The 26,672-nt window shown below is 66.2% G+C and carries 19 protein-coding genes; 10 read left to right on the top strand and 9 right to left on the bottom strand.

The window, feature by feature from the left end:
• Positions 1-107: 107 nt before the first annotated feature.
• Positions 108-383 (top strand): hypothetical protein, encoded by a 276-nt coding sequence (locus B0W80_RS08360; protein ID WP_076998665.1) that lies wholly within the window; start codon positions 108-110, stop codon positions 381-383.
• A complete protein-coding gene (locus B0W80_RS08355; protein WP_083745254.1) occupies positions 380-922 on the top strand; it encodes a BON domain-containing protein in 543 nt (180 codons plus the stop codon). The genes B0W80_RS08360 and B0W80_RS08355 overlap by 4 nt, the downstream gene beginning before the upstream one ends.
• A 44-nt stretch (positions 923-966) precedes the next feature.
• Here B0W80_RS08355 and slmA read toward each other — a convergent pair whose 3' ends face one another.
• The gene (slmA, locus tag B0W80_RS08350; protein WP_076998663.1) at positions 967-1,629 is read right to left on the bottom strand and encodes a nucleoid occlusion factor SlmA; all 663 of its coding nucleotides are present in this window, start codon (positions 1,627-1,629) and stop codon (positions 967-969) included.
• Positions 1,630-1,750: 121 nt separating this feature from the next.
• Between slmA and galE the strand changes: the two genes are divergently transcribed.
• The gene (gene galE, locus B0W80_RS08345; RefSeq protein ID WP_076998662.1) at positions 1,751-2,767 is read left to right on the top strand and encodes a UDP-glucose 4-epimerase GalE; all 1,017 of its coding nucleotides are present in this window, start codon (positions 1,751-1,753) and stop codon (positions 2,765-2,767) included.
• Here the strand turns inward: galE and B0W80_RS08340 are convergent.
• The 3 genes from B0W80_RS08340 to B0W80_RS08330 form a co-directional block, all read right to left on the bottom strand.
• Positions 2,758-3,717 carry a GSU2403 family nucleotidyltransferase fold protein gene (locus B0W80_RS08340; protein WP_076998661.1) on the bottom strand — a complete coding sequence of 320 codons (960 nt, stop codon included), beginning with the start codon at positions 3,715-3,717 and terminating at the stop codon, positions 2,758-2,760. The genes galE and B0W80_RS08340 overlap by 10 nt on opposite strands.
• 62 nt (positions 3,718-3,779) lie before the next feature.
• Complete coding sequence (gene argB / locus B0W80_RS08335; protein ID WP_076998660.1) at positions 3,780-4,673, bottom strand: acetylglutamate kinase; 894 nt, start codon at positions 4,671-4,673, stop codon at positions 3,780-3,782.
• A gap of 54 nt (positions 4,674-4,727) precedes the next feature.
• Positions 4,728-5,822 carry a glycosyltransferase family 4 protein gene (locus B0W80_RS08330; RefSeq protein WP_076998659.1) on the bottom strand — a complete coding sequence of 365 codons (1,095 nt, stop codon included), beginning with the start codon at positions 5,820-5,822 and terminating at the stop codon, positions 4,728-4,730.
• A gap of 59 nt (positions 5,823-5,881) precedes the next feature.
• Between B0W80_RS08330 and B0W80_RS08325 the strand changes: the two genes are divergently transcribed.
• A complete protein-coding gene (locus B0W80_RS08325) occupies positions 5,882-6,643 on the top strand; it encodes a glycosyltransferase family 2 protein (RefSeq protein WP_076998658.1) in 762 nt (253 codons plus the stop codon).
• 3 nt (positions 6,644-6,646) lie between these two features.
• On the opposite strand, the gene B0W80_RS08320 is transcribed toward B0W80_RS08325, so the two are convergent.
• The 3 genes from B0W80_RS08320 to B0W80_RS08310 are packed head-to-tail and all read right to left on the bottom strand — an operon-like array spanning position 6,647 to position 11,536.
• Positions 6,647-7,630 carry a glycosyltransferase gene (locus B0W80_RS08320; RefSeq protein WP_076998657.1) on the bottom strand — a complete coding sequence of 328 codons (984 nt, stop codon included), beginning with the start codon at positions 7,628-7,630 and terminating at the stop codon, positions 6,647-6,649.
• Entirely contained in the window at positions 7,630-9,489 is a 1,860-nt protein-coding gene (locus tag B0W80_RS08315) for a glycosyltransferase (protein WP_076998656.1), read from the bottom strand. Before B0W80_RS08315 ends, B0W80_RS08320 begins: the two co-directional genes overlap by 1 nt.
• A gap of 28 nt (positions 9,490-9,517) precedes the next feature.
• Positions 9,518-11,536 carry an acyltransferase family protein gene (locus B0W80_RS08310; protein ID WP_076998655.1) on the bottom strand — a complete coding sequence of 673 codons (2,019 nt, stop codon included), beginning with the start codon at positions 11,534-11,536 and terminating at the stop codon, positions 9,518-9,520.
• 167 nt (positions 11,537-11,703) lie between these two features.
• Between B0W80_RS08310 and B0W80_RS08305 the strand changes: the two genes are divergently transcribed.
• The 6 genes from B0W80_RS08305 (at position 11,704) to gmd (ending at position 21,519) form a co-directional block, all read left to right on the top strand.
• Positions 11,704-13,125 carry a mannose-1-phosphate guanylyltransferase/mannose-6-phosphate isomerase gene (locus B0W80_RS08305; protein WP_076998654.1) on the top strand — a complete coding sequence of 474 codons (1,422 nt, stop codon included), beginning with the start codon at positions 11,704-11,706 and terminating at the stop codon, positions 13,123-13,125.
• Positions 13,122-13,925: an ABC transporter permease gene (locus B0W80_RS08300; RefSeq protein ID WP_076998653.1), complete on the top strand. Its 804-nt coding sequence runs from the start codon at positions 13,122-13,124 to the stop codon at positions 13,923-13,925. The genes B0W80_RS08305 and B0W80_RS08300 overlap by 4 nt, the downstream gene beginning before the upstream one ends.
• Before the next feature lie 7 nt (positions 13,926-13,932).
• Positions 13,933-14,649: an ABC transporter ATP-binding protein gene (locus tag B0W80_RS08295; RefSeq protein WP_076998652.1), complete on the top strand. Its 717-nt coding sequence runs from the start codon at positions 13,933-13,935 to the stop codon at positions 14,647-14,649.
• A gap of 192 nt (positions 14,650-14,841) precedes the next feature.
• Positions 14,842-18,171, top strand: a complete 3,330-nt coding sequence (locus B0W80_RS08290; protein ID WP_083745253.1) for a glycosyltransferase — start codon at positions 14,842-14,844, stop codon at positions 18,169-18,171.
• A 4-nt stretch (positions 18,172-18,175) separates the two neighbouring features.
• Positions 18,176-20,485, top strand: coding sequence for a glycosyltransferase family 2 protein (locus tag B0W80_RS08285; protein WP_076998650.1), 2,310 nt, complete (start codon positions 18,176-18,178; stop codon positions 20,483-20,485).
• Positions 20,482-21,519, top strand: coding sequence for a GDP-mannose 4,6-dehydratase (gene gmd / locus B0W80_RS08280; protein ID WP_076998649.1), 1,038 nt, complete (start codon positions 20,482-20,484; stop codon positions 21,517-21,519). Before B0W80_RS08285 ends, gmd begins: the two co-directional genes overlap by 4 nt.
• Before the next feature lie 16 nt (positions 21,520-21,535).
• On the opposite strand, the gene B0W80_RS08275 is transcribed toward gmd, so the two are convergent.
• Both B0W80_RS08275 and B0W80_RS08270 read right to left on the bottom strand, forming a co-directional pair.
• Positions 21,536-23,749 (bottom strand): hypothetical protein, encoded by a 2,214-nt coding sequence (locus B0W80_RS08275; protein ID WP_143684529.1) that lies wholly within the window; start codon positions 23,747-23,749, stop codon positions 21,536-21,538.
• A 4-nt stretch (positions 23,750-23,753) separates the two neighbouring features.
• Positions 23,754-26,657: a glycosyltransferase gene (locus B0W80_RS08270; protein ID WP_076998647.1), complete on the bottom strand. Its 2,904-nt coding sequence runs from the start codon at positions 26,655-26,657 to the stop codon at positions 23,754-23,756.
• Positions 26,658-26,672 lie beyond the last annotated feature (15 nt).

The following is a 26,672-nucleotide window of genomic DNA, read 5'->3' as shown; positions in this document are numbered from 1 at the left end:
CGGCCGAGGCCCTCGCACCGGTGAGAGTCGACGACCGAGTTTCGGCGCTTGCCTACATCGCCGGTGGCACGCGGCAGCTATGAACGAAGTCCGACAAAGGAGTCCGCATGACCATGACGAACTGGCTGGCCGCGATCAAGGAATACGACGCGCGCCGCACCGACTTTCCGGGCGAGCACCTGATCGTGCTGGGGACCGGGGTCCTGCTCTTGATGGCCACCGGCCGCAGCCGTTCGATCATCGGCCGCGCGCTGATCGCCGCCGCCGCCGGCGCCTTCATCGGCCGCGCGGCCAGCGGCACGGGCGGCGTGGCCCGTCTGGCATCGTTGATCGAAACGATGCGCGGCGCTCCACGTCGCATGCCGAAAGGAGATGCTTCATGACACTTCGCACACACATGCTGCCCGTTGCGGCACCTCGATCTCTGCGACGGCTGCCCGCGACCGTGCTGTTGGCCGGCGTCCTCACGCTGTCGCTTGCAGGTTGCGGCCCCGAGGCCAACAAGGAACAGGCCCGGCAGAACATCGACAACGCCGTCGACAAGACCGAGAAGGCCACGGCCGCAGCGGCCAACAAGGCGGCTGACCTGGCCGAGAAAGCGCGTGACAACACCGTTTCCTTCTTCAAGTCGGCAGAGGTGAAACAGGACGTCGAGGCCGCCAAGCAGGCCGTGAAGAACGCAGGCGCCGAGTTGGGCTCGAAGACGAACGACACGGCGCTCACCGTGTCGGTGTCGGCGGCGATCGCACGCGACCCGGAACTGGGCCCGCGCAACATCGACGTGGCCTCGCACGGCGGAACCGTGCAGTTGAGCGGTTCGGCGCCGAGCGCCGCAGCGAAGACGCGGGCCGAGCAGATCGCGCGCACCGTCAACGGCGTCGATGCGGTCGACAACCGCATCGCAGTGACGGCCACGCAGTAGGGCGGCCGAATCAGCGCGCCGTCAACGCGCCGCCAACGCGCGGCTCAGAGCATCAACGCGACGGCGGCGTCCAGGTGTTCGGACGGCGCGCGGCGGAACCCCGAGCGCGCGAAGCGCTGCAAGCGCCCGACCACGAAGGCGGTGAGCGCCGAAGCACGTACCTGCGCGTCGACGGTGGGCGTCGCCGAGCCATCGGCCGTCGCCGCGCCACGCAGGGCCTGGCGCAGCGTCGCTTCGATCTTGTCGAAGAACTGGTTCATGCGGTTCTGCAGGCGCTCGTTCTCGTAGACCAGCGCATCGCCCACCATCACGCGCGTCATCCCCGGGTTCTTTTCAGCGAACTGCACCAGCATGGCGACGATTCGCGAGGCTTGCTCCTCGCCCGGCGCGGAGCGGTCGGTGATCTGGTTGACGAGGGTGAAGACGCTTTGCTCGATGAAGTCGATCAAGCCTTCGAACATCTGCGCCTTGCTGGCGAAGTGCCGATAGAGCGCTGCCTCGCTGACGGACAGCCGGGCGGCCAGCGCCGCAGTCGTCACGCGCTCTGCACCGGGTTGTTCGAGCATGGCAGCCAGGGCCTGGAGGATCTGCACGCGCCGCTCGCCGGGCTTGGGCCGCTTGCGGGCCGGGGTTGCTCCCGGCTCGAGGTTGTCCGGACTCGCTGAACTCGCGGAGGCACTCGGTGCGCTGGTCTCGTCGTTCTGCATGGGCGCGTGCAAAATGTAAAAAAATGATTCTCGCACAGCATAGTTAGCGTGTGCCAACTGGCGCCGCTATGTGTGTCGCGCAGAATTGACGAGTTTTCAACAGTTCCGCGAAAGAAGGACGATGAGCCCAACGATTCTGGTAACCGGCGGGGCCGGCTTCATCGGCAGCCACACCTGCGTGGCGCTAGCGGCGGCCGGTTACGTGCCGCTGATCCTCGACAACCTGGGCAACAGCGACGTGCGCGTGCTCGACCGGCTGGCGCAGATCACGGGTCAGAAGCCGCGCTTCGTCGAAGGCGACGTGCGCGATCGGGCCCTGCTCGACCGGCTGTTCCGCGAAGAAGCCATCGGCGGCGTCATCCATTTCGCTGGCCTGAAGGCGGTGGGCGACTCGGTGGCCGACCCGATCGGCTACTACCAGAACAACGTGTACGGCAGCTGGGTGCTGGTCGAGGCCATGCAGGCCGCGGGCGTGCGCACGCTGATCTTTTCCTCGTCGGCCACCGTGTACGGCGACCCCGACACCTCGCCCGTGCCCGAAGACGCGGCGCTGCGGCCGACCAACCCGTATGGCCGCTCGAAGCTGATGGTGGAGGAGTCGCTGCGCGACCTGCACCGCGCCCACCCGGCGTGGCGCATCGGGCTGCTGCGCTACTTCAACCCGGTCGGTGCCCACGAGAGCGGCCTGATCGGCGAGCATCCGAACGGCAAGCCCAACAACCTGATGCCCTTCGTGAGCCAGGTGGCGGTGGGCCTGCGCGACAAGCTGATGGTGCACGGCGGCGACTACGCCACGCCGGACGGCACCGGCGTGCGCGACTACGTGCACGTGGCGGACCTGGCCGAAGGCCATGTGGCGGCGCTGCGGCACGCAGAGAAGCAGCCCGGCCTGGTCACCCTGAACCTGGGCACCGGCGAGGGGGCATCGGTCCTGGACGTGGTGAAAGCCTTCGAACGCGCGAGCGGCAAGACCGTGGCCTACGAAATCGGCCCGCGGCGACCGGGCGACGTGCCTGCCAACTGGGCGGACCCGACGCTTGCCAAGTCGCTTCTAGGCTGGCGCGCGCACCGCAGCCTGGACCAGATGTGCGCGGACAGCTGGCGGTGGCAGCAGGGGAATCCGGGTGGTTATGCCTGAGGGCCGAACTGCGGCAGATAGCCGTCGATCAAGGTCGCGACGACGTCGGCCTGCAAGCGGTCCTTCCGCCGCTTGAGCGGATCGCGGTCTTTGCGCGCCGCGAGCCAGCGCTTGACGCGGACGAAGGCACGCGGGTCGACCGTGTTCATGCGCGCCATGGCGCCCGACGTGGCAACCACCATCCTGCTGAAGCGCTCGGCATTCAGCAGATCCTGGCCCGTCGAGACTTGCACCGGCCACCGGTCGTCTTCGTCATCGCTCAGCCGCAGCGTGTGCGGATCGCCTTCGGTCTGCATGCGGCGCACGACATCGACTTCAAAGCCGGAGTCATTGACGACTGTGTATAGCTGGCCGGGCCTGACGTGAAAACTTCGATCAGCCTTGCGCAACACCGAGAGGAACGACGAGTCCAGTCTCTTGAGTTGGCTCCAGAAGCTCAATCGCTTGCGCGTGTCGAACAGGAGATCGACGTCCTGTGTGGCTGTGGCGGCGGATTCAACCATCACACCTGCGGCGGCTTCATAGGCATAGAGCGCGTGCGTGCCTACGACCAGGAAATGCGCCTCCAGCCCGGCAGTTGCGATCGCGTTCAAGGTTTCGACGACGATGGGTGGCGTCCGTCCCACGCGGAGCGCGCGATTCAGGCGCTGCTGCTGGAGCAGTGAGTTCTTCAGATTCTTGACGCGCTGTTCGACGGCCGCCTTGCGCTCGACGAAACGATCATGGATTGCAGCGTTCTCATCACTCCGCGGACCGAGTGAGGTCTGCGCACCGGTGGCCGTACTGCGGATCAGATAAGTCTGGGCGCCCTGCTGCCGCCAGAACATCGAGCCTCGCACCTCGGCCGCCTCCTTGCCAGCCTGTTCCAGCGCGCTGTACACAGCCTCGGCGTCGATGTATTGGCGCAGTTGGGCTGCAGAAAGTTCAGAGAGGTGCGGATCGGTTTTCATCGGTAATCTCGATTTTACGAAATTACCCTGAAAATCCTTTAAATACAACTAGTTAGCGACGGTCACCGCGCTCGGATCATGGTCCCGTAAGCCTGATCCGTGAGGATTTCCAGCAGCATCGCATGCGGCACCCGCCCGTCGATGATGTGCACCGTATTGACGCCGCTCTTGGCCGCGTCGAGTGCGCCCTCGATCTTGGGCAGCATGCCGCCCGAAATGGTGCCGTCGGCGAACAGCTCGTCGATCTCGCGGGCGCTGAGGTTCGTCAGCAGCTTGCCGTCCTTGTCGAGCACGCCGGGCGTGTTGGTCAGCAGCATGAGCTTCTCGGCCTTGAGCACGGTGGCGAGCTTACCGGCCACCACGTCGGCGTTGATGTTGTAGCTCTCGTTCTCCTCGCCGAAGCCGATCGGGCTGACGACGGGGATGAAGGCGTCGTCCTGCAGCGCCTTCACGACGCCCGGGTCGATGGCGACGATGTCGCCGACCTGGCCCACGTCGTGGTGCACGTTCGGGTCGTTGCGGTCGGCCAGCTTGAGCTTCTGGGCGCGGATCAAGCCGCCGTCGCGGCCGGTCAGGCCCACTGCCTTGCCACCGGCCTGGTTGATCAGGCCGACGATGTCCTGCTGCACCTCGCCGGCCAGCACCCATTCGACGACTTCCATGGTCTCGGCGTCGGTCACGCGCATGCCCTGGATGAAGTGCCCCTTCTTGCCCAGCCGGTTGAGCGCGGCCTCGATCTGCGGGCCGCCGCCGTGGACCACCACCGGGTTCATGCCGACCAGCTTGAGCAGCACCACGTCTTCGGCGAAGTCGGCCTGCAGGGCCGGGTCGGTCATGGCGTTGCCGCCGTACTTGATGACGATGGTCTTGCCGTGGAACTTGCGGATGTAGGGCAGCGCCTGGGCCAGGATCTCGGCCTTGTCGCGCGGGGGGATGTTGAGGACGGGATCGGTCATGGTCTGGAGTGGATTTGACGGATGCGGCAGGATTGTGACGGAACGAGGGTTTCGCTACGGCCGCAGCCAGCGCGGCACCTTGAAGCGGACGATCATGAAGTACGCGGCGACGTAGGTCGCGACGAACAGCGCGCTGAAGGCCATCAGCACCGGCGTGTTGTTCCAGAACAGCACCGCCGGCACCACCGTCAGCGCCGCGAAGATCCAGAGATAGGGCGAGGTCCGGTTGTTGCGCGCCAGCAGCTGCCGCGCCTCGTCGTCGGCGAACGCCACGCGCACGATGCGGCGAAAGATCAACTGGTGGAAGTGCAGCGCGTCCGGGTCTCCGGGCGACTGGCCGCGCGCGAAGCGCCGGTAGATCGAGAACACCGTCTCCCACACCGGGTAGATGAGCAGCAGCATCGGAAACCAGGGCGACACCACGCGGTGACGCTGCACGAGCGTGACCACCGCCACCGCGATGACCATGCCCCAGACATACGCGCCACCGTCGCCGGCGAAGATCTTGCCGCGCGGGTAGTTCCAGATCAGGAAGCCGGCCGTGGCGCCGACCAGGCAGATCACCATGGCGGCGAGCTGGCGGTCGCCCACCTGCAGCGCCACGTGCGAGATGGCCAGGCACACGAGGATGGCGACCGTGCCGGCCAGGCCGTTGTAGCCGTCGATGATGTTGAAGGCATGCGGCAGGCCGCCGATGGCGAAGACCGCGAACAGCATCGCCACCCAGGGCCAGGTCTGCAGCCAGCCGTCGACGAAGGGAATGCCGACGCGCGACACGCCCAGCTTCAGCAGCCAGCACAGCAGGAGCGCGGAGGCGATGGTGAGCCCGAGCCGGTAGCGCACCGACACGCGCTGCGTCAGGTCTTCGGCGATGCCGGCGATGACGGCCGGTGCGATGCACAGCAGCGTGAGCCCCGACAGCTTGACCGGCCAACTCACGTTGAAGGGATCGGAAGGCAGCCCGGCCACCAGCCAGGCGACGCCCACGCCCAGCAGCATGCCGGCACCACCGAGCCGCGGCACATGGCCTTTGTGAAAACGCTGCGGCATGTCGGTGCCATAGCGCCGCGCATGGCGGCGGGCCCGGCGCATGAACAGCTGCACGGCGATGGCGGAGAGGAGGAAGCTGATGACGATCAGGGTAAGCATGGGCAGAGGTGCGGGAGCCTCGGGTGGGTCACCCTAGAATCCCCGGGCGAAATTAGACCATGCCCTCCCACCCGTCGCCCTCTGCCGCCGTCACGGTCTCGATCGTGAGCCATGGCCAGCTCGAACTCATCCGCCCCCTGCTCGATCAGCTCGACCGCTTCGGCCGCGACGCGACCGCCAAGGTGCTGCTGACGCTGAACATTCCCGAGGCCGACGCACTGGCCGGCGGCGAGTGGGACATTCCGATGGAGCGCATCGAGAACGCGCGGCCGATGGGCTTTGGCGCCAATCACAACCAGGCCTTCGCGCGCTGCACGACGCCCTGGTTCCTGGTGCTGAACCCCGACATCCGCTTCGACGCCGACGTGCTGTCGCCGCTGCTCGCGCATGCGACGGCCGATGCGGGGCTTCTGGCGCCGCGCATCCTGGAGCCGGGCAAGCCCACGCCCGAGCAACACCGCGCCATCATCACGCCGACCGAGATCCTCACGCGCCGCAAGCCGGGCTATGCCATCCCCGACGAGCCGGCCTGGATTCCCGGCCTGTTCATGCTGTTCCGAAGCGAGGCCTACCGGCAGATCGGCGGCTTCGACGAGCGCTTCTTCATGTACGGCGAAGACTTCGACATCTGCGCACGCCTGCGCCTGGCAGGCTGGAAGATCCGCATCGCCGAGCACCTGCAGACGCGTCACGATGCGCAGCGCGCCAGCCATCGCAGCCGGCGGCACCTGTACTGGCACCTGACGAGCTTGCTGAAGGTGTGGACCTCGTCGGCCTTCTGGCGCTACCGCAGGCTCGACGCGGCCTCGCGCGCCGGCTAGGGCTCAGCCGCGTTCGAGCAGGTCTTGCGCGATGGCCTGCTTGCCGCGGCCGTAGCGGTCGTAGCGACCTTTCGCCGCTTCGCGCAGCACGGGCAACAGACGCGCCAGGCGCGAAGCCGGCAACCCGGCGCGAAAGCGCTGGTGGGCAACCTTCTCGAGCTGGGCCTGGAGCCAGCGCTCGGGCACGGGCCGGGGCAGCGACTGCAGCCGGTCGAGCAGGGCCTGGGCACGGCGAAGGCGCTGATCGTGCTTGCCGCCGCGTGAGTCCATCGCCTTGCGCAGCTTGTCCGCGAGCGTGGGACGTCGCGCGCCGATCTGGTTGCGGCCATGCTGACGGTAATCGATCAACGGCTCGGTCAGCACGTCGAGGCGGCCGGTAGACGCGGCGAGCGCCCCCAGCCATTCGTCGTGCACCCATTCCTCGGAGAAGGGCAGCGCCACGTCGAGCAGGCTGCGACGGAAGACGGTGGTGGCGCCGGTCACGAGGTTGCGGCGCAGCAGCACTTCGAAGGCATCGCCACGGGCAATGGCTTCGAGCTCGCCGGGCTGCACCTCGAGCGCCGCGAACAACGTGCTGCCCAGCGAGCGGAGGTCCGCGTCGACGAGTTGCGCATCGGTGTGGAGCAGCAGCAAGTCGGCGCGTGCCTCGAACATGCCGGCCATGCGCGACAAACGGCCCGGATGCCATACGTCGTCGTGATCGCTCAACGCGATCAGCTCGTGCCGGCAGGCGCGCACGGCCTGCTCGAAGTTGCGGGTGACGCCGAGAGGGGTGCGGTTCTCGAACACGGTGAGCGCCACGCTCGACGTCACACCGCATTCGGCCATGGTCCGGCGCACCAGCGCCACGCTGTCGTCGCTGGAGCCGTCGTCGGACAGGACGATCTCGCGCGGCAGGAGGTCCTGGGTGCAGATGCTGCGCACCTGCGCGGGCAGGAAGGATGCGCCGTTGCGGGTGCAGAGGGCGACGGAGACGTCCAGCGTCATCAGAGCGGGGCCAGGCGGGGGGGCCAGGCGTAGCTGAAGTCTTCGCGCGCGAGCATGAGGTTGGGGCTGTAGGCGGGGTCGTTGTCGATGACGTCGGCCCAACGCTGCCGCAGATGGGCCATCTCGCGCTCCGTGCCCTGTCGACGCTCAGGCGGCATATCTCGCCCGCCCTGCGTGGCAGTCTGGTGCGCCAGCTCGGCATAAGGCGTCCATAGATTCCGGTAGCCGGCCTCGCGCAGCCGCAGGCAGAAATCGACGTCGGCCAAATCAGCCTGCAGGTGGGCCTCGTCGAATCCGCCGACCTGATCGAACGCCGCTTTTCGGACCACCAGGCAGTCGGCCGACACGGCCGAGAACGACTGGATCAATGCGGCACGGCCACCGTAGCCCTCGCGCCCCATGGGCATGCCGTGGTGAGAGCGGACGACGATCCGTTCGCCCCCGCCAAGCAGCAGGCCCGCATGCTGCAATGTCCCGTTGGGATACCACAGGCGCGCCCCGACAGCGCCAACGCCGGGCTGCAGCGCAAGCGCGGCCATCTCGGACAACCAGTCGGGTGCGAGCACCTCCAGGTCGCTGTCGACCACTGCCACCAGATCGCCACGCGCCTGCAGCACGGTGGCATTGATCGCCTTCGCTTGGCCTGCATCCCTGCCTTCAGGAAGTACGCGGACGCCTGGCTTGCCTGCAAGCGTGGCCATCGCGTCACGCAGCGCTGGATCGCCCGTGTCCATCACCAGAAGCTCCACGTGCGGGTAGACGGTCTTCCCAAGAAGGGAGTCGACGCATCGGGTGAGTTGCGCGGACGCGTGTCGCGGCACCACGATCAAGGTCACGAGGGGCGGTGGCTCGGGCAACGCATAGCGCGCCCGATAACCGAAGCCCTGGAACTCCGCGCTGGCCGGCACTCCGGTGCGCGCGAAGTGCTCGTTGAGCGCCCGCTCGCCTGCCAACGCCGCATAGGGCTTGGCCGCCATCGACTTGGCCGTGCTCTCGCCATGCACGCGCCAGTGGTAGAGCACACGGGGGATGTGCTGGACTTGCCCGGGCTCAAGGCGCTCCATGCAGCGCAGCACGAGATCCCAGTCCTGCGAGCCTTCGAGGCCGACGCGGAATCCACCCACCTCGCGCACGAGGCCGGTGGCCAGCACGCCCAGGTGGCTGAACATGTTCTGCGAGCGGAACAGGTCGATGTTCCAGTCGGGCTTGAAGTAAGGGCCGAATCGATGTCCATGCTCGTCGACCTTGTCCTCGTCGGAGTAGATCAGCTGCACGTCAGGGTGTGCCGCGATGCAGTCGGCCACGCAGAAGAGCGCGTGCGCGGGCAGCAGGTCGTCGTGGTCCATCAGCGCGATCCACGGCCCGCCGACGAGCTCGATCGCGCTGTTGGACGACGCCGAGATGTGCCCGTTCTTCGGCCGGAACACGACCTTGATGCGCGGATCGCTGTCTCGATAAGACTCGAGGACCTGGCGCACCTCCTTCGAGGTCGACGCATCGTCGGCGATGCACAGCTCCCATTCCGGATAGATCTGCGCACGCACCGACTCGATGGCCTCGCGCAGCCATGCCGGGTTGGGGTTGTAGGTGGGCATGACCACCGAGATCAGCGGCCGCGACTGCATCGCCGCCACGCGGCCGGCGAGCTTGGCATGCAGCTCGGGCGTGAGCGTGTCGTACTGGCGGACCCACTTGTCGTAATCGTTGTGGCCCCCGATGCGGCGGCCCAGCTCCCACCGCACACCGGCCCAGCCCGACTTGCCGAAGATGCGCCAGGCGCGCTGGATGCGGCCGACGAGGCCCGGGCCGCGCAGCAGTGCGAAGGGGCTGACGAGAAAGCGGTGGACCAGGCTCTTCATGTGCGGTCGTCCTTGGTGCGCGGAAGCATCATCGCGACTCGGTGATCGCAGGGTCGAGAAAAGTGGCCGCGTTGCGCACGAAGCCCGCACGCAGGTGGGCGCCATCCTTGTAGACCGGCTCGCCGCCGGCGCCGCTGCGCATGCATTGCTGGTCGCTCAGGCAGACGGCGGGTGCCGGGTCGAGCACGATGGCCCCCGCCTTCTCGGCCAACAGACGAAGCCGATCCTGCAGGGCCTTCTGGGCCGGCGGGAACGGTGCCGACGACGGCGACGGCGAAGCGGTCATGGTGCCCAGGCGGCTGCCGTGGATCAAGAGACGAGGCTCGAACTCGGCCGAGAGCGGCGGGTTCAGGACCAGGTACACCTTCTTGTTGGCGGCACGCAGCAGCTTGATCAAGGTCTCCAGCGACACGAGCGATCGGGCCACGCCGTCGCCGCCGCGCAGGTAGTGGCGGCCTTGCATGTCGAGGAAATAGTAGCGATCGGGCGGCGGCGGTGCACTGGCGCCGGGCATGACTTCGGCAATGTCGAAATAGCAGGTCCAGCAGGCGCCGAGGATCACGGTGTCGATCTCGGGGCTGAAGGCGAACTTCAGCAGTTGCTCGCGCCGCGGGCCGCAGCCGGGGTCGCGGTCCTCGAAGAGCTGCGGCACCGGCGGACAGGCGCCCCGCGTGCCGAAATAAAGCGTCTTGAGCCGGTCGGGCGCGATGCGGTCGAGTTCGACCGCGCGCGGCCCGAATTGCTCGATGTGGCTGTCGCCCAGCAGAAGCACACGTTCCTTGCCGTTGCCGACGCGATAGATGAGCTCGCCGCGCTCCCGCTCTTCCTTCATGCCGTCCGGGAAGGCCCAGTCGGCATTCGCCGCGACGATCGCCTGGACGGTGGGGTCGTTGTTGCGCGGCGGCAGGATGCGCCCGTAGAGCACCAGGCCCGCGACGGCCAGCGCCACCATTCCCACGGCCAGCCACTTGACGACGCCTGCCTCCTTGCGCCGGCGCAGGCGCAATTCGACGAAGCGGTAGGTGAGCCAGGCCAGCACGACCGCCGCCACCACCGCCGCGATGCGGACGTTGCGCGAGGGCTCCGCGCCCTCGAGGATGCGCGCGTACGCGAGCAGCGGCCAGTGCCACAGGTACAGCGGGTAGCTGATGAGCCCGACCCAGACCATGGGCCGCGACCCCAGCAGGTGCCGGTTGAGCCAGGCGCCCGGCCCCGCCGAGATGCAGAGGCACGCTCCCACCACCGGCAACAGCGCCCAGAATCCCGGAAAGGCCTTGCCTCGACTGATCAGCACCAGGCCCAGCGCGAGCAGTGCCAGACCGAGAACGCTGCGCAGTTCTCGCCGGAACACGTTGCGGTGCGCCTCCCGACGCATGGCGCTCCAGGCCAGCAGGGCACCGGCCGCCAGTTCCCACATGCGCGGAAGCGGCGAATAGAAGGTGGCGGTGGCATAGCGGTGCACGCCCAGCACGTTCAGCAGGAAGGACAGCACCACGACCACCCACATCCAGGTGAGCATGCTGCGGTTGCGACCGCCGCCGAAGCGCCAGGCCAGGCCCAGCAACACGGGCCAGAAGATGTAGAACTGCTCTTCGACCGCGAGCGACCACAGGTGCAGCAGCGGCTTGCTTTCGGCCGCAGTGTCGAAGTAACCCGCCTCGCCCCAGAACACGAGGTTGGCCACGAAGCCCGCACTGGCCAGCAGGTGCTTGCCGAGCTGGCTGAACTCGTCGGCGAGCAGCACGTACCAGCCGAAGACGAAGGTGACGGCCATCACCACCAGCAGCGCCGGAAAGATGCGGCGGATGCGTCGCGCGTAGAACTCGCGGTAGCTGAAGCCTTCGCCTGCCAGGCTGCCGAAGATGATGGTCGAGATCAGGAAGCCCGAGATCACGAAGAAGATGTCGACACCGATGAACCCGCCCGGCATCCATTTGGGGAAGGCATGGAAGGCCACGACGGAGAGGACGGCGATCGCGCGCAGGCCGTCGATGTCGGGGCGGTACTTGGGGTGTGCGAGGTGGGACTGTTCTTCTTGAGGCGGCATGCGGTCGCTGGGGGAGTCTGGGGCGATCTGGCGGCGGGCGCATTGTCGTTGTCATGGCGCCGAGCGTGATTATCTTCCGTTCGAACTGGTGCTCTGCCATGGGCGCGGCGGGGCACCGAGGCACTGGCCGGTAAAATCGCCGGCTTTTCCCCAAGAGAAAGAAACCAATGCGTTTGCTCTCAGTGGTGCTGTCGGGGGGCTCCGGTTCCAGACTCTGGCCGCTTTCCAGACAAGCCTTTCCCAAGCCCTTCATGAAGCTGGGAGGCAGCACGCTCCTGCAACAGGCGATCGAGCGAGGCCAGGCTTGCGGCACGGGCGACCTCATGGTGGTGACCAATAAGGACCACCATTTCCTCACCAAGGACGTGTTGAAGCAGCTGAGCGATCCGCCTTCCACCACTTTCCTGCTGGAGCCCCGGGCCCGCAACACGGCGCCGGCCATCGCGCTGGCAGCCCTGCAATGCGAACGGCAGTTCGGCGCCGACACGGTGATGCTGGTTCTGTCGGCCGACCACCTGGTCCCCGACGTCGAGGCCTTCGTGGCCAGCGCGAGCGAAGCCTTCCGGCTGGCACAGGAGGGCGCTTTGGTGCTGTTCGGCGTGGTGCCGACCAATCCCGAGACCGGCTTCGGCTACGTCGAGGTCGAGCGCGTGTCGCGCGACAGCCAAAAAGCGATCGGCTTCGTCGAGAAGCCCGACCTGGCCACGGCCCAGGAATACCTGGCAACCGGCCGCTACTACTGGAACAGCGGCATGTTCTGCTTCACGGCCGCAGCGATCATCGCGGCCATGGAGCGCCATGCGCCCAAGGTCATGCACGCGGCGCGGCATGCGCTGGACACGGCGCAGGCCAAGGACGGCGCGGTGAATTTCGACCTGCACGCATTCGGCTTGCAGCCGGACATCAGCATCGACTACGCGGTCATGGAACACGCCGACAACGTGCATGTCGTGCCTGCCCGCTTCGCCTGGAGCGACGTGGGCTCCTGGCCGGCCGTCGCCAACGCGCAGACGGCGGACGCGAGCGGAAATACCTTTCCCAACGATCAGGTCGTGGCCGTGGACACCACCGGCACCCACATCCAGGTCGAGAGCCACGGCCCGAAGCTCATCGCGGCCCTCGGACTGCGCGACTTGGTGATCGTCGATACGCCGGACGCCCTGCTGGTGGCACACAAGGACAGCGCCCAGGAAGTCAAGAAGGTGGTCGACATCCTCCGCACCCGCAAGCACGAGGCCGTGCAGTTGCCGGCCGTGGTGCATCGGCCGTGGGGCACCTATGCCTCGCTCAAGGAAGAAGACGGCTACAAGGTCAAGCGGATCACCGTGAAGCCCGGCGAAGCGCTTTCGCTGCAGTACCACCATCAACGCGCGGAACACTGGGTCGTCGTCCAGGGAACCGCCATCGTCCAGATCGGCGACGTGGAACACAAGACCCTGCCCGGCGAATATCGCTACATCCCCCTCAAGGAGAAGCATCGGTTGACCAATATCGGACAGGATGAACTGGTTCTCATCGAAGTCCAATGCGGTAGCTACCTCGGCGAAGACGACATCGTTCGCCTGGTGGATACCTACGGACGCGTATGACCCAGGCACACTCCAATCTTCATCGCAGCGCGTGGGCGGACTGGTGGGAAGGAACCCGCCGCACCGACATCTGGTGGACGCTGGCATGGTTCGACATCGTGTTGCGCTACCGCCGCTCGATGCTCGGTCCGCTGTGGCTGACGCTCAGCATGGGCGCCATGATCGGCGGCATGGGGCCGCTGTACAGCTCGCTGTTCGGCACCGACCTTTCGAGGTTCTTCCCCCACCTGGCCTTGGGCATCATCTTCTGGAGCTTCTTCTCCAGCATGGTGACCGACGCATGCAACGGCTTCATCGGCTCGGCCAACTACCTCAAGCAAGGGTACTTTCCGATCAGCCTCTTCGTGTGGCGCAGCACGGCGCGCAACATGATCCAGTTCGCCCACCACATCGTGATCTACATCCCGGTGGCGCTGTGGGCAGGCGTCTCGCTGAGTTGGGACGCCCTTCTCTTCGTGCCGGCTTTCCTGCTGCTCATCGTCAATGCCCAGGCACTGGGCCTGGCGCTCGGGCTGGTCTGCACGCGCTTTCGCGACGTGACCCAGATCGTCACCAGCATCATGCAGATGCTGATGTTCCTGACGCCCGTCTTCTGGCTGCCGGAAAGCCTTCCTGGCCGCGCCCAATACATCCTCTACAACCCCTTCGCGCAAATGCTCGAGTTGCTGCGCGCCCCGTTGAAGGGCGGCGTCGCCGATGCCCACAACTGGTGGGGCATCGTGGGGTGGACGGCCGTCAGCCTGGTGGTGTCGGGTCTGCTTTTCGCGCGCTATCGGCGCCGCGTCGTCTACTGGCTGTAACGAATAAATGGCTTTCATCTCCCTCAAGAACTGCTCGGTCAACTTCCCGATCTACGGCGCCGGCGCCGCATCGCTGAAAAAGACCCTTGCGGCCTCGGTCACCGGCGGCCGCTTCGGCAAGGAAACCGGCGTCAACGTGGTGCAGGCGCTGAGCGACATCAACCTGGAGCTCAAGAGCGGCGACCGTCTGGGCCTGGTAGGACACAACGGCGCGGGCAAGTCGACCCTGCTGCGCACGCTGGCGGGGGTGTACGAACCCTCGTCCGGCGAATTCGTGCGGCAGGGCACCGTTTCGAGCCTGATCGATCCGGTTCTGGGCATCGAGCACGACGCTTCCGGCGTCGAGAACATCATGTTGCGCGGCCTCATCATGGGCCTCAACAAGAAAGAGATCGACGCGCTCACGCCGGAGATCTGCGAATTCAGCGGGCTCGGCGAATACGTCAACATGCCGGTGCGCACCTATTCGACCGGGATGCTGATGCGCCTGGCTTTCGCCATTTCGACCAGCATCCAGGCCGACATCCTGCTCATGGACGAGTGGCTGTCGGTGGGCGATGCCGAGTTCACCGAAAAGGCCGAAAAGCGCATGCGGGACGTCGTCGCGAAGTCCGGGATCCTGGTCCTGGCCTCGCATTCGCCGGAACTGATCGCCAAGGAGTGCAACCGCGTCATCCACCTCGAACACGGCAGGATCGTGGAAGCCAATGTGGTGGCCAGCTAGCCGTCATCGGCTGGGCGAAGCTGTAACCGTTTGCAGATTCGAATCGACCCTTCGGGAGAGTCCCAAGGAGGTCGATTTGCTCTTTGATCCGACACAGGAAACAGTCGGTGTGCCACTTCTGGGCGGCTCCGCGACCGGGATAGACTGCCCACGAGCCTGTGGAACAGCCCCGGGTCAAGTAGAAGGATAGCGATGAAGACAAGGGAAATGCGTTTCCATATCCACCAGGTGGTGGAAACGCTGGAGGTGGGCGAGGAGTTGTTCTGGGAGCCCGACCGACTCGCCCCACCCGGGAGGAATGCCGGGCATCTTGCGCTGGCCTACTGGCTCGTCAAGGCCATACGGCCCGAAGTGCTGGTGGAGCTCGGTACGACCGATGGCAATGCCTATGCGGCCTACTGCCAGGCGGTGGAACGCTTCGGGCTTTCGACCCGTTGCACGGCCGTGGACGGCCGCGTGGCCCCGGGCCCCAACGAAGCCGAAGCGTTCGCCGAATTGCGCACGTTCAACGACGATCACTACAGCGCCTTTTCCGAAGTCGAAAAGAGCGACTTCGATGCCATTCGCACGCGCTTCGCGTCCGACGTCGATGCAGGTGGCATCGATCTGCTGCACATCGGCGATGCGCAAGGCTGCGACCTTACGCACGTATTCCAGGCGTGGAAATCCGCGTTGTCCGACCGCGCGGTGGTGCTCCTGCAGGGCATTCAAGGCGGCGATGCGGCCTCCGGCGCCGCAGCCCTCTGGACGGCGCTGTCCCGCGAATATCCGTCCTTCACTTTCGAACATGCCGGCGGCCTCGGCGTGATCGGCGTCGGCCGTGCACAGGCTCCGCTCATGCAGCGCCTGTTCGAGCTGTCGCAGTCGCCCGCGGCGTCCGGTATCGTGCGCCGACTCTTCGCCGCGCGCGGCGACAGCTTCCGCGGCCAGATTCGCATGCTGGACCTCGAGCACCGGATCGAGAGCCTCTCGGCAGAAATTCGCCGCATCAACCAGGCACCGCGACACCACGATGCCGACACGCCGCCTGCACGCGATGCGGATGCCGAACGCCTGATCTCGGCCCACGCACGCGCCCAGGCCGCGTGGAGCGACGAACGGCAACGCCTGGCCGCGGAAAGCCAGCGCCTCGGCCGGACCCTGTCGGCACAGCAGCAAGAACTCGCGCGCGAGATCATGCAAGTGCGCGCCAACGAGCAGCGCATGCGCGACGAACTGGCCGACGCGTTCCGGAATTCGGCGTCCTGGCGCATCACGGCGCCGCTGCGCGCAGCCACCGGCGTCTTGCGCAAACTGTCCGGCCCGCGCCGCGCAGAAGTCGACGTTTCCGGCCCCGGCGCCCCTGTCGAGGCGGCATCGACGGCTGCCGCTTCGCCAGGCGACCCGAGGGCGGCTATGCGCGCCGTGTTCGCAACGCGCCTGAAGGTCTTTCTCACGTCCAGCGGAACGCTGAAGCTTCCCGCGCACCCGGCGCCCGACGTCAGCATCCTGATGGTGCTCTACAACCAGGCCGAATTGACTTTCGCCTGCCTCTCGTCGATTGCCGAAGTCACCAACGGCAGCAGCCTGGGCGTGGAAGTCGTCATCGTCGACAACGGCTCCAGCGACGCGACAGCGCAACTCCTCGATCGCGTGGAAGGGGCGCGCATCATCCGCAGCCCGGAGAACCTGCACTTCCTGCGCGGCGCCAATCGCGCTGCGCGAGACGCGCGCGGCAAGCACCTGCTGTTCCTCAACAACGATGCCCTGTTGATGCCCGGCGCCCTCGAAACCGCCGTGCATGCCTGCGACGCCGACACCGGGATCGGCGCGATCGGCGGACGAATCGTCCTGCCGGACGGCACGCTCCAGGAGGCGGGTTCGATCGTCTGGCAAGACGGCAACTGCATTGGCTACGGTCGCGGCGGGCAACCGGATGCGCCGGAATTCATGTACCGGCGCGACGTCGACTATTGCTCCGGCGCCTTCCTGCTGACCCCGCGCAAGCTTTACGAATCGCTGGGCGGCTTCGACGAGCGCTACGCACCCGCCTACTACGAGGAAACGGACTATTGCCTGAGGCTCTGGGAAGCGGGCAAGCGCGTCGTCTTCGACCCCGGCATCGTGATCCTGCACCACGAGTTCGGCAGTTCTTCGACATCCGAGCAGGCCATCGAACTCCAGCGGCGCAACGCCGAGATATTTCGAGAGCGCCATGCCGCCTGGCTGGCCCATCAATCGCCGGCCGACGCCGCGAATCTGGTGGTCGCCCGGGCTGCGCGAAACGATGCCCGGCGACTGCTCTTCATCGAAGACCGGGTGCCGCATGCCAAGCTCGGCGCCGGCTATCCCAGGTCGAACGCACTGCTGCGCGAAGTCGCGGCAGCGGGAATGCAGACCACGCTGTTCCCGATGTTCAGGCATGCAGAAACCTGGGACGGAATCCGCCGATCCGTTCCCGATTCCATCGAGGTCATGCACGGGTACGACGCGGGCGGCCTGAAGGCCTTTCTGCAGGAACGGCGCGGCTACTACGACGCCATCCTGGTCTGCCGCCCGCACAACATGCAGGAGTTCCTCGCCGCGACCCGTGACCGCCCGGACCTGCTGGGCAATGCGCGCGTGTTCTACGACGCCGAAGCCCTGTTCGCGTCGCGCAAGCTGATCGAGCGCGAACTCGCCGGGGAGCCGGTCGCTGCGGCCGAGGCCCAACAGATGATCGCGGACGAGATCTCGCTCACCCGCAGCGCCGACGCCATCATCTCGGTGTCGCCACGCGAGAAATCGCAGTTCGAGGCGCACGGCGTCGGGCCCGTGTTCATCCTGAGCCATTCGGTCGATGCCGTGCCGACCGTCACACCCTTCGACGACCGAACCGACCTGTTGTTCGTCGGCGCCATTCACGACGACACCGCGCCGAACGCCGATTCGCTTCGCTGGTTCGCCGATGAGATCTGGCCCCACCTGAAGCAGGAACTCGGGCAGGACGTTCAGTTGAAAGTGGTCGGGCTCAACCGCGCCGAATCCGTCTCGAAGCTGGATGGCCATGGGCTCGAACTCGTCGGACTCGTCGACGACCTGCGCGCCTGGTTCGAAAAGGCCAGAGTGGTGGTCGCGCCCACGCGCGTCGCGGCCGGCATTCCACTCAAGGTCTACGAGGCCGCCGCGGCAGGCGTGCCCACGGTCGTCACCGATCTCCTGGCCGCACAGACGGGCTGGGAGGCAGGCAAGGACTTCCTGGCGGCGAGTTCGCCCGCCGCGTTTGCCGCCGCCTGCGCGCGCCTCTATCGCGAACCCCAACTCTGGGAAGCGGTACGTCGATCTGCGCTGCAAAGGGTGACGCACGATTGTTCGCGCGAGCGCTTCAAGAACACGGTCGCACAACTGCTGTCCTTGGTACCGCAACGCAGCGCCGTCGCGCCAGCATCTCGCGAGGCCGGCGCGCCCGCCGGACCGAAGAGCAGCAGCAGCCAGCCACATCCGACGGCAAGCATGGTCAGCGCTTCCCTGCCGGACGCCGGGCTTCACTTCAAGCGGCAGTGAGAGCGTGACCAAGAGCCTCCGACCTGAACTTGTCCCCAAGAACGATCTTCAACGGGAGGGCGACTGGTGGAAATCGACCGGCGACGACCCGTACTTCTTTCTCGATTTCGGCCAGGCCGGATTTCCTTCGGGCTGGAACATCATCAAGTTCGAAGCCGAAGGCGAGGGACTCGCGCTTGCCCCCGTCCTGTACATCGATGACGGTGCGGGCTTCTCACAGGACTCGACCCGGCACATCACGACCTGGAACGGCCGCTCCGATGGCTCGCTGATCAGGCTGCCCGCCGGCTTGCGCACGTTGCGGCTCGACCCCTTGAGCGGCCTCGGGCGGTTCCGCGTCAAATCGCTGAGCATTCAGCCGGTCAGCCGTTACCGCGTCGCGTACCGGCGCCTGCGCCCGGTCCTGCAGCGCCTGCGCAAGAACCCGTCCTTCATCGGTCGCTATGCGGTCGAAGCCGTGCGCGTACTCAAGCTGTCGGGCTTGAAGGGCCTCCTGCGCCACGCGTTGAGGGAAAGGCACGGAGACCAGGCCAACGACCCCTACCAGGACTGGATCGCGCAATTCGACACCCTCCGCGAGGCGGACCTGGCGGCGATCGCGCTGCACATACGCGCGTTCAAGTCGTCGCCGCTCATCTCGGTGCTGGTCCCGCTCTACAACACGCCGGCCTGGATGCTGCGCCAGTGCGTGGAATCGGTCCGCAAGCAGGCCTACCCCAATTGGGAGCTCTGCCTGGTCGACGACGGTTCGTCGGACCCGGAGGTTGCCAAGCTCGGCGCCCGGTACGCCGGGCAGGACAAGCGGATCAAGTTCCAGCGCCGGCCCGTGAGCGGACACATCGCCGCCGCGACCAACACGGCGCTCGACATGGCGACGGGCGAGTACGTCGCCCTGCTGGACCACGACGACGAACTGGCCGTTCACGCGCTCTACATGATGGCCGCCGAGATCGATGCGAACCCGGCACTCGACATGCTCTTCAGCGACGAGGACAAGATCGACGAAAACGGACGCCGCTTCGAGCCCTGGTTCAAGCCCGACTGGAACTACGACCTGATGCTGTCGCAGAACGCGGTCGTGCACTTGGCCGCGTACCGTCGCAGCCTGCTTCAAGAGGTCGGAGGCTTCAGGACGGGCTTCGATGGAAGCCAGGACTACGACGTCACCCTGCGCTTCAGCGAGCGCACCACGCCGGATCGAATCCGGCACATCCCGCACATCCTGTACCACTGGCGGGCGATCTCGGGGTCGGTGGCGCTCGCCGCGACCGAGAAGATCTACCCCTACGAAGCGGCAGCGCGCGCCATCCAGGAACACCTGTCCAGGGCGGGGCACGATGCCCGCGTGGAGATGCAGCCCCACCTGGGCTACTACCGGGTGCACTGGCCCCTGCCCGCGCAGTTGCCCCGTGTCGCCATCATCATCCCGACCAAGGACAAGGTGGAACTGCTGCGCGTCGCCGTGCAGACCATCCTGGAAAAAACCTCGTACGCGGCATTCGAGATCGTGGTGGTCAACAACCGCAGCGTTCAGGCCGAGACCTTCGAGTACCTGGCGGAAATCGCGAAGGATCCGCGCGTGCGGGTGCTCGACTACGACCGTCCCTACAGCTTTGCCGCGCTCAACAACTGGGCAGTCACGCAAACCGACGCCGAACTGCTCGCCTTCGTCAACAACGACATCGAGGTGATCACGGCCGAATGGCTGACCGACATGGCCAGCCAGGCCTTGCGCCCCGACGTGGGCGCGGTCGGCGCGAAGCTCTTCTATCCGAACGAAACCATCCAGCATGCCGGCGTCGTCGTCGGCATCGGAGGCCTGGCCGGCCACCCCCACGTCGGCCTCTCGCGCCACGGGCTGGGCTACTTCGGCCGTGCGGCCTGCACGCAGCGCTTCTCCGCCGTCACCGCGGCCTGCATGGTCATGCGGCGCGCGGTTTTCGACGAGGTGCACGGCTTCGACGAGGAGCACTTCGCCATCGCCTTCAACGACGTCGACATCGGCTTGCGGCTGGGACGTGCGGGCTATGCCGTGGTGTGGACGCCGCACGCCCAGCTGTTCCACTACGAGTCCGCCAGCCTGGGCCTGCCCTCGGGCGAAGAGCGCCGCGCGCAGTTCCTGGAGGAATGCGCCAACTTCAAGCGGATCTGGGCCGACGTGATTGCGAACGACCCTTTCTACAATCCCAACCTGACCATCACGGGCGGCGACTTTTCGCCGGCGGTTCCGCCCCGCGCAGCCAAGCCTTGGCTGCGCTTCGCTCCTCCGCTCCGCCCGGCCGGCTCTTCCACCTCCTCCTCTTCGTCATCATGAGCAAGACAGCAGTCATCACCGGTATCACTGGACAGGACGGGGCCTACCTCGCCGAACTGCTGCTTGCCAAAGGCTACAAGGTCTACGGAACCTACCGCCGCACGAGCTCGGTCAATTTCTGGCGAATCGAAGAACTCGGCATCCAGGATCACCCGTCGCTGCATCTGACCGAGTACGACCTGACGGACCTGGGCAGCTCGATGACGCTCATCCAGCAGGCCGCGCCCGACGAGGTGTACAACCTGGCCGCCCAGAGCTTCGTCGGCGTCAGCTTCAACCAGCCCGAGGCGACCGCGCAGATCACGGCGATGGGCGCGCTGCACCTGCTGGAAGCGATCCGGCTCATCAACCCGAGCATCCGCTTCTATCAGGCATCGACGTCGGAGATGTTCGGCAAGGTGCAGGCCATTCCTCAGGTCGAGGACACGCCCTTCTACCCGCGCAGTCCTTACGGCGTGGCCAAGCTGTTCGCGCACTGGATGACGATCAACTACCGCGAGAGCTACGGCATCTTCGGCGCGAGCGGCATCCTGTTCAACCACGAAAGCCCGCTGCGCGGACGTGAGTTCGTCACGCGCAAGATCACCGATGCGGTCGCCAAGATCAAGCTGGGCAAGCTGGAAGTTCTCGAACTCGGCAACCTCGGTGCCAAACGCGACTGGGGTTACGCCAAGGAATACGTCGAAGGCATGTGGCGCATGCTCCAGGCGAACGAACCCGACACCTTCGTCCTGGCCACGAACCGCACGGAGACGGTACGCGACTTCGTCAGCATGGCTTTCAAGGCCGCCGGCTACGAACTGCTGTTCAAAGGCAGCGAGCACGAAGAAATCGGCATCGACGTCGCGACCGGCAAGACCCTGGTGCGCGTGAACAAGAAGTTCTATCGGCCCGCCGAAGTCGACCTGCTGATCGGCAATCCGGAGCGGGCCACGAAGAAGCTGGGCTGGGCGCCGACCACCACGCTCGAGCAGCTTTGCGCGATGATGGTGGAGGCCGACCTGCGCCGGAACGCCCAGGGTTTGTCGTTCTGACGAGCGACGGCTCGCCCTAAGATTTACCCGCCTTCGGCTTCAGGCTCGGGTTGATCAAGACGAAATGGAGCGTGCGCTTGTCGCCGGGCGCGAGAATGCGCGGCCCGTCGAGCGACAGCGCGAGTTCCGCGCGCTCGTGCGGCTCCAGTGTCACGGCCACGGTCAGCTGGCCTTCGCCGCCCTTCATCTCCAGCGCTTGCCGGTAGCCCCTGGGCCCGACCACCGTCAGTTGAGATGGTGCACTGGCCTGCACGGTCGTCGTGAAGACGACGGACTTGGCCACGGCCGCCGTGTTGCGCAGCTTGACCTTCGACTTCGGGCCGGACCATCGGTGCCGGCGTGCGCCGCCCTCCGACACTTCCTCGCCGTAAAAGCCGGCGTCGAACCCGAGAAGCACCGGCTCCGTCAGCGCCTGCCGCTCCTCGCGTTGCACGGCCGGCGCCGCCGTGGCCCATTCACGGGCCTGGCGGCCGAGATCGAAAAACGCGTACCGCTCGTCGTCCGAGACCAGGGGCGCCTTCGCCGTCAACTCGGTCAGCCGACGCTCCAGGGCCTCGGCGACACCATCGCGATAGCCGGCGCGGTCGATCCATAGCCCATCGAATCCGACCTTGACCAGCTGATCGAGCAGCTTCGCCGGGTCGTCCGTCTTCAACTGCGATTCGAATGCCGTCTGCACATCCGTCAGCGCAGGCCAACTCCACTTGAACCTGTTGGACCAAAGGTACGGCCGGCCGTGGTCGTAGGGCCACATGTCCTCCCGCCCCGGATCTCCCGGAAACGGCGCGATCGGCAGCTGAAAGACCTGCTGCGCGTCGGGCACCGATTGCTCGACACGGGCGACGAACGCACGCTCGACGTCGAAGCGGGCGCGGTAGGTGTCGTGGTTCTCGACGAGGCTCTTGCCCGCAGCGCCCTGGTCGACCACGCCGATGGCGAAGATGCCGGCAAGCGTGAGGCCGAACAAGGCGCCCGACGGCCGCGCGGCTTTGCCTCCGAAGCGCGCCCATGCCCATTCGATGCAGTGGAAGAGCGTATAGAAGGCGAAAAACGCGATGAAGACGACGATGCGGTTGTAGGCACGGATGTCCGGGGTGATCAGCACGTTGAAGATCGCGCCGAAGCCGCCGACCGTCGCCAGCAACACGCCTGCCATGGCCAGGACGCCGGCGGCCCAGAGGCGCCTCGGCGTACCGGTGCGCGATGCGAAGAGCGCCGCGCCCAGGGCGAGCACGAATCCGACGCCGCCGACGCCGCCCAGCTTGGCCCATGCGTTCTCGTTCTCGAGCGGATAGGTCACGTCTTCCGGCGCGAGGATGTCCACCAGCACGGGACTGACGAGGTGCCTGATCTTGAGGCCGTAGTACTCCGCTTCAGCCGGCCCTTTGTAGTCGATGGTGGCCGGCGGCCCCTGCTGGTGCCATGTCCACAGCGACGGAGACAGATTGACGAGGGCCGTCACGCCGATCAGGGCAACGAGGGACAGGCTGGCCGCGAGCGCCTTCCCGTTGCGGGTCGACAGGTAGGCAGCGATGCCGGCGAAGCTCAGAAAGAAACAGCTGAAGAAGGCGTTGTAGATGTAGTCGGTGCCGATCGCCAGGGCCGCCAGGACGAGGAACGGGCGCGACAACCTGGGCTCCGCGCCGCGCTCCACGCCATCGGCAGTTGCCTTGCAGCGAGACAGCACGATGAGCGCCTGCGCGCAGATCACGGGCACGAACATGTACGTCAGGCTGATGTGCGCGATGTTCCGGAAGAACACGTGGGGCAGCAATGCATACAGGGTCGAGAAGACGAACACACTGCCGCGGGTCAGCCCGAACGGCCGCAGCGCGGCATGGCAGATCAGCGAGGTCAGCCCGATCGAGAAGAGCCAGAACAGGTTCAGGATCAGCCCGGGCTCGGAGGTGAAGATCGCGATGGCCTTCATCACCAGCGATGAAAACACCAGGTTCTGCGGAAAGGCCGCGATGGCCAGCCCGAACGGCGCGCCCAGGCGCTGGATGGACCAGATCCAGCCACCGTCGGCGATGGACTTGGCCAGCATCAGCTCGAAGATCGAATCGCCCCAGTAGTTGAACGGGACGCGCAGATCCAGTTGCCAGAGCCGCAGCACGGCAGTCACGACCACCATTGCCAGCACGAACTGGGCAACGAGCATCGCCGTCGAACCGAGCAGGCGGGAGGGTGCCCGCCTGTGGCCGACGACCGCGGCAAGAACGGTAGTCATCGAATCAAGAGTTGGCGGAACCGCCTGCCTGATGTTGCAGGTCGATCGCACCGTGGACGGCGGGAGCATGCTGCGTCACGAGAATGTCCCGCAGCAATTGCCGGCGTCGGGTGTCCTGGCGTTCCAGCCAGACGCGGTCCGCGACGTCGAGCGCCTCGGCGCACAGGGCGGCAGCGGCGTCACTCGAATAGTTGTCTTGCACGAAGCGCCATCCCGCCGCGCGCATGGCGGACCACAAGGACTCGTCCGCATAGACGCGCAGCACCTCGTCCGCAAACTCGGCAGGGGCATCGGCAACCCGAAGGTGCGCCGACTCGCTGCTGCCGATGCCTTCGGCCGCGATCGTCGTCGCGACACTGGGCACGCCGTGCGCGAGCGCCATCACCAGCTTGCCCTTGATGCCCGCGCCGTAGCGCAGCGGAGCGACGAACACCCTGGAAGAAGCGAAATAGGGCTCGAGATCTTCGACGTAGCCGGTCACGATGACCCGGTCCGTCGCCATCGCCATCACCTCGGGCGGCGGCTTGTTGCCCACCACCAGCAAACGCGCGTGCGGCGGCAACCTGGACTCCAGCGTCGGCCAGATGGACGACATGAAGAACTTGATCGAATCGACGTTCGGTTCGTGCGGGAAGTTGCCGAGGAACATGATGTCGTCCCGGCCGGCCAGGCCTTCGTCGTTCGTCCTGACGTCCGACAACCACGGCAGGACGACCAGGTTGTTCAACGGCCGCGGCATCTCGCCTTCGATGAGCTTCCTCTCGATGTCGGTGTGGACGAACGAAGCGTCGGCGCGCGCGAACATTTCGAGTTCTTGCGACTTCGTCACCTCGGCCTTGAAGCGGCCGCTGGCGTCGTTGTTGGTCGACGCGGCGCGCGATTCACGCAGGTAGTGCAAGTCGACGTTGGCGAAGAGTACGCGCGTTGAAGGCGAGTGCCGACGCAGCGCCGCGGACACCGGCCCGGCGACGACGTAGCGATAGAGCAGCGCGTAGTCGAAGTCGTGCGACACGCCGAGAATCGCTTCGACGTCGGGGGAGTAAGGCACATAGTGGCAGCACACGCCCCGCCGCTGCAGCCGCCGGGTGGCCTCGCCCTTGAACAAGGGTTCGTGAAAGGGGAAGAAGCTCTCGTCGAAGCCCTTCTCGCGGTACGTCCTCATCACCTCGTCCGTGACGATGGAGCCGGAGTCCTGGTCCGGACGCGGCGTCAGCGCATCGGCGATCAGCATGTGCTTGCGCGATCTCCAGGAGGCGGCGCGCACCGAAGACGTTCCCGGAATCGGATGGTCGTGCAGTTCCTTGGCGAAGCGCTTCGCGAACTTCTTGAGGTTCTCGACCTGGTAGGCCTTGATGCCCTTGTTCGTGTCGCGCCCGTGCGTGACGCCTTCATAGTGAATCACCCGCGAGCCCGGTACGAACCAGACCTCGTAGCCTGCGCGCCGCACACGGAAGGCCAGGTCCGCGTCTTCGCAGTAGGCCGGCCGGTACAGCTCGTCGAAGCCGCCCAGTTCGTTCCAGACCTTGCGGGGCACGGCGATGGAAGCCCCGGAAATGAAATCCGCCTGCCGCGCGTGACAGTACTGGGGTCGATCGGGATCATCCCCGCGGCCATAGTTGTGGGCCGATCCGTCACGCCAGAAGATGCCGCCGGCTTCCTGCAGCGAGCCGTCGTCGTTGAACAGCTTGGAGCCGGTCATGCCGGCTTTGGGAAAGATCGAGAAGCCGTCGATCAGTTCGTCGAGCCATCCGTCGACCACGCGCGTGTCGCTGTTGAGAAGCACCACGAACTCGCCCTTCGACAAATCCACCGTGGAGTTGCAGCAGACGAGGAATCCGCCGTTGCTGGCCCGCCGCTCATAGCGAATCCACGGAATCTGCGCGAGCAGGGTCGTCTGGGTGTCATCCGGCGATGCGTCGTCGGCAACGATGATCTCGACCGAGTGCCGGGATGCATGCCGCGACAGCGAGTCGAGGCAATTCAGAACGAAATGCGTTTGCCCGTAGACGGGAACGATGATCGACACCTTCGGCGCTTGCCGCTCGATGGTCAACGTGGGAACGCATGCGGCCAGGCTCGCGACGGTCCTGGCGAGCGATGCGGGGCCCTGCCGGTCGGCAAAGTCGAAACCCTGCCCTGCGAAGAAGGCGATGCCGGCCATGCGCTCGAATCGCATGACGTCGTCCGGCAGCGCATAAGGCCGCTCCGGCGACATCCACAGGAAGTCCGCGGCACTGCCGCTGGGCAGCACTCGGCCCTCTGCGCGACCGATGTCGAGCCAATGCACGAGTGGATTCGCGCCCGCCTGCCGGACGTCGAAATGGCGAGCCAGGTAAGCACTTGTCGAGAAAGACGCGGAGGGGTCTGCGAAGGTCCGGTGCGCGTGGGTCAGATAGTGCAGCAACGGGTCCATGCCGGCATCGGCCACGGCAGGATTGGCGGCGGCATAAAAATCCGCATCGAAGAGGCCGCTTTCTCCAATGGCGGCGACGACGTGCTCGAGCCTGCCCGGATCGAAAGGCGGCTTGCCGATCGTGCGGCCCTCGGTCTGCCCGAAATAGGCATAGTGAAGCGCAGAGGATCGCGAGCCACCTACGTCGGGGTAGCGCTCCGCATAGAACACCGGATCGAACGCGATCGAGGGGCGACGCGACGACTCCAGCCCGAAACGCACGAAGTGATCGACCGGCTCGAGCCCACTGGCGTCGACGTCCAGGTAGGCTCGCCGATAAAAGGCCGCGTCGAAGATGCCAGCGCGATCGAGCACGTCCGCGATCAGACTTTCCCGGGACGGCGACGGCGACGGTGCCGGAGGCACCGCTCCCGCACTCTGCGGCGCGACGGCCCCACCCAGTCGGCGCTTGATCTTTCGCAGCAATGCAACTGGCTGCTTCAAGCCCATGTTCATGGCTTCTCTCTTTCC

The organism is Variovorax sp. KK3 (assembly GCF_001984055.1).
Taxonomy (GTDB): domain Bacteria; phylum Pseudomonadota; class Gammaproteobacteria; order Burkholderiales; family Burkholderiaceae_C; genus Variovorax.
Note: the sequence above shows the minus strand (reverse complement) of the source record. Positions and strands in the feature narration are given on the sequence as shown.

What these genes read in the sequence shown, in the direction of transcription:
- B0W80_RS08300 (WP_076998653.1), top strand. Translation starts at nt 13,122, where the DNA reads ATGACCCAGGCACACTCCAATCTTCATCGCAGCGCGTGGGCGGACTGG.
- slmA (WP_076998663.1), bottom strand. Translation starts at nt 1,629, where the DNA reads ATGCAGAACGACGAGACCAGCGCACCGAGTGCCTCCGCGAGTTCAGCG.
- B0W80_RS08270 (WP_076998647.1), bottom strand. Translation starts at nt 26,657, where the DNA reads ATGAACATGGGCTTGAAGCAGCCAGTTGCATTGCTGCGAAAGATCAAG.
- B0W80_RS08295 (WP_076998652.1), top strand. Translation starts at nt 13,933, where the DNA reads ATGGCTTTCATCTCCCTCAAGAACTGCTCGGTCAACTTCCCGATCTAC.
- B0W80_RS08355 (WP_083745254.1), top strand. Translation starts at nt 380, where the DNA reads ATGACACTTCGCACACACATGCTGCCCGTTGCGGCACCTCGATCTCTG.
- B0W80_RS08340 (WP_076998661.1), bottom strand. Translation starts at nt 3,717, where the DNA reads ATGAAAACCGATCCGCACCTCTCTGAACTTTCTGCAGCCCAACTGCGC.
- B0W80_RS08325 (WP_076998658.1), top strand. Translation starts at nt 5,882, where the DNA reads ATGCCCTCCCACCCGTCGCCCTCTGCCGCCGTCACGGTCTCGATCGTG.
- galE (WP_076998662.1), top strand. Translation starts at nt 1,751, where the DNA reads ATGAGCCCAACGATTCTGGTAACCGGCGGGGCCGGCTTCATCGGCAGC.
- gmd (WP_076998649.1), top strand. Translation starts at nt 20,482, where the DNA reads ATGAGCAAGACAGCAGTCATCACCGGTATCACTGGACAGGACGGGGCC.
- B0W80_RS08315 (WP_076998656.1), bottom strand. Translation starts at nt 9,489, where the DNA reads ATGAAGAGCCTGGTCCACCGCTTTCTCGTCAGCCCCTTCGCACTGCTG.
- argB (WP_076998660.1), bottom strand. Translation starts at nt 4,673, where the DNA reads ATGACCGATCCCGTCCTCAACATCCCCCCGCGCGACAAGGCCGAGATC.
- B0W80_RS08290 (WP_083745253.1), top strand. Translation starts at nt 14,842, where the DNA reads ATGAAGACAAGGGAAATGCGTTTCCATATCCACCAGGTGGTGGAAACG.
- B0W80_RS08305 (WP_076998654.1), top strand. Translation starts at nt 11,704, where the DNA reads ATGCGTTTGCTCTCAGTGGTGCTGTCGGGGGGCTCCGGTTCCAGACTC.
- B0W80_RS08310 (WP_076998655.1), bottom strand. Translation starts at nt 11,536, where the DNA reads ATGCCGCCTCAAGAAGAACAGTCCCACCTCGCACACCCCAAGTACCGC.
- B0W80_RS08360 (WP_076998665.1), top strand. Translation starts at nt 108, where the DNA reads ATGACCATGACGAACTGGCTGGCCGCGATCAAGGAATACGACGCGCGC.
- B0W80_RS08275 (WP_143684529.1), bottom strand. Translation starts at nt 23,749, where the DNA reads ATGACTACCGTTCTTGCCGCGGTCGTCGGCCACAGGCGGGCACCCTCC.
- B0W80_RS08320 (WP_076998657.1), bottom strand. Translation starts at nt 7,630, where the DNA reads ATGACGCTGGACGTCTCCGTCGCCCTCTGCACCCGCAACGGCGCATCC.
- B0W80_RS08330 (WP_076998659.1), bottom strand. Translation starts at nt 5,822, where the DNA reads ATGCTTACCCTGATCGTCATCAGCTTCCTCCTCTCCGCCATCGCCGTG.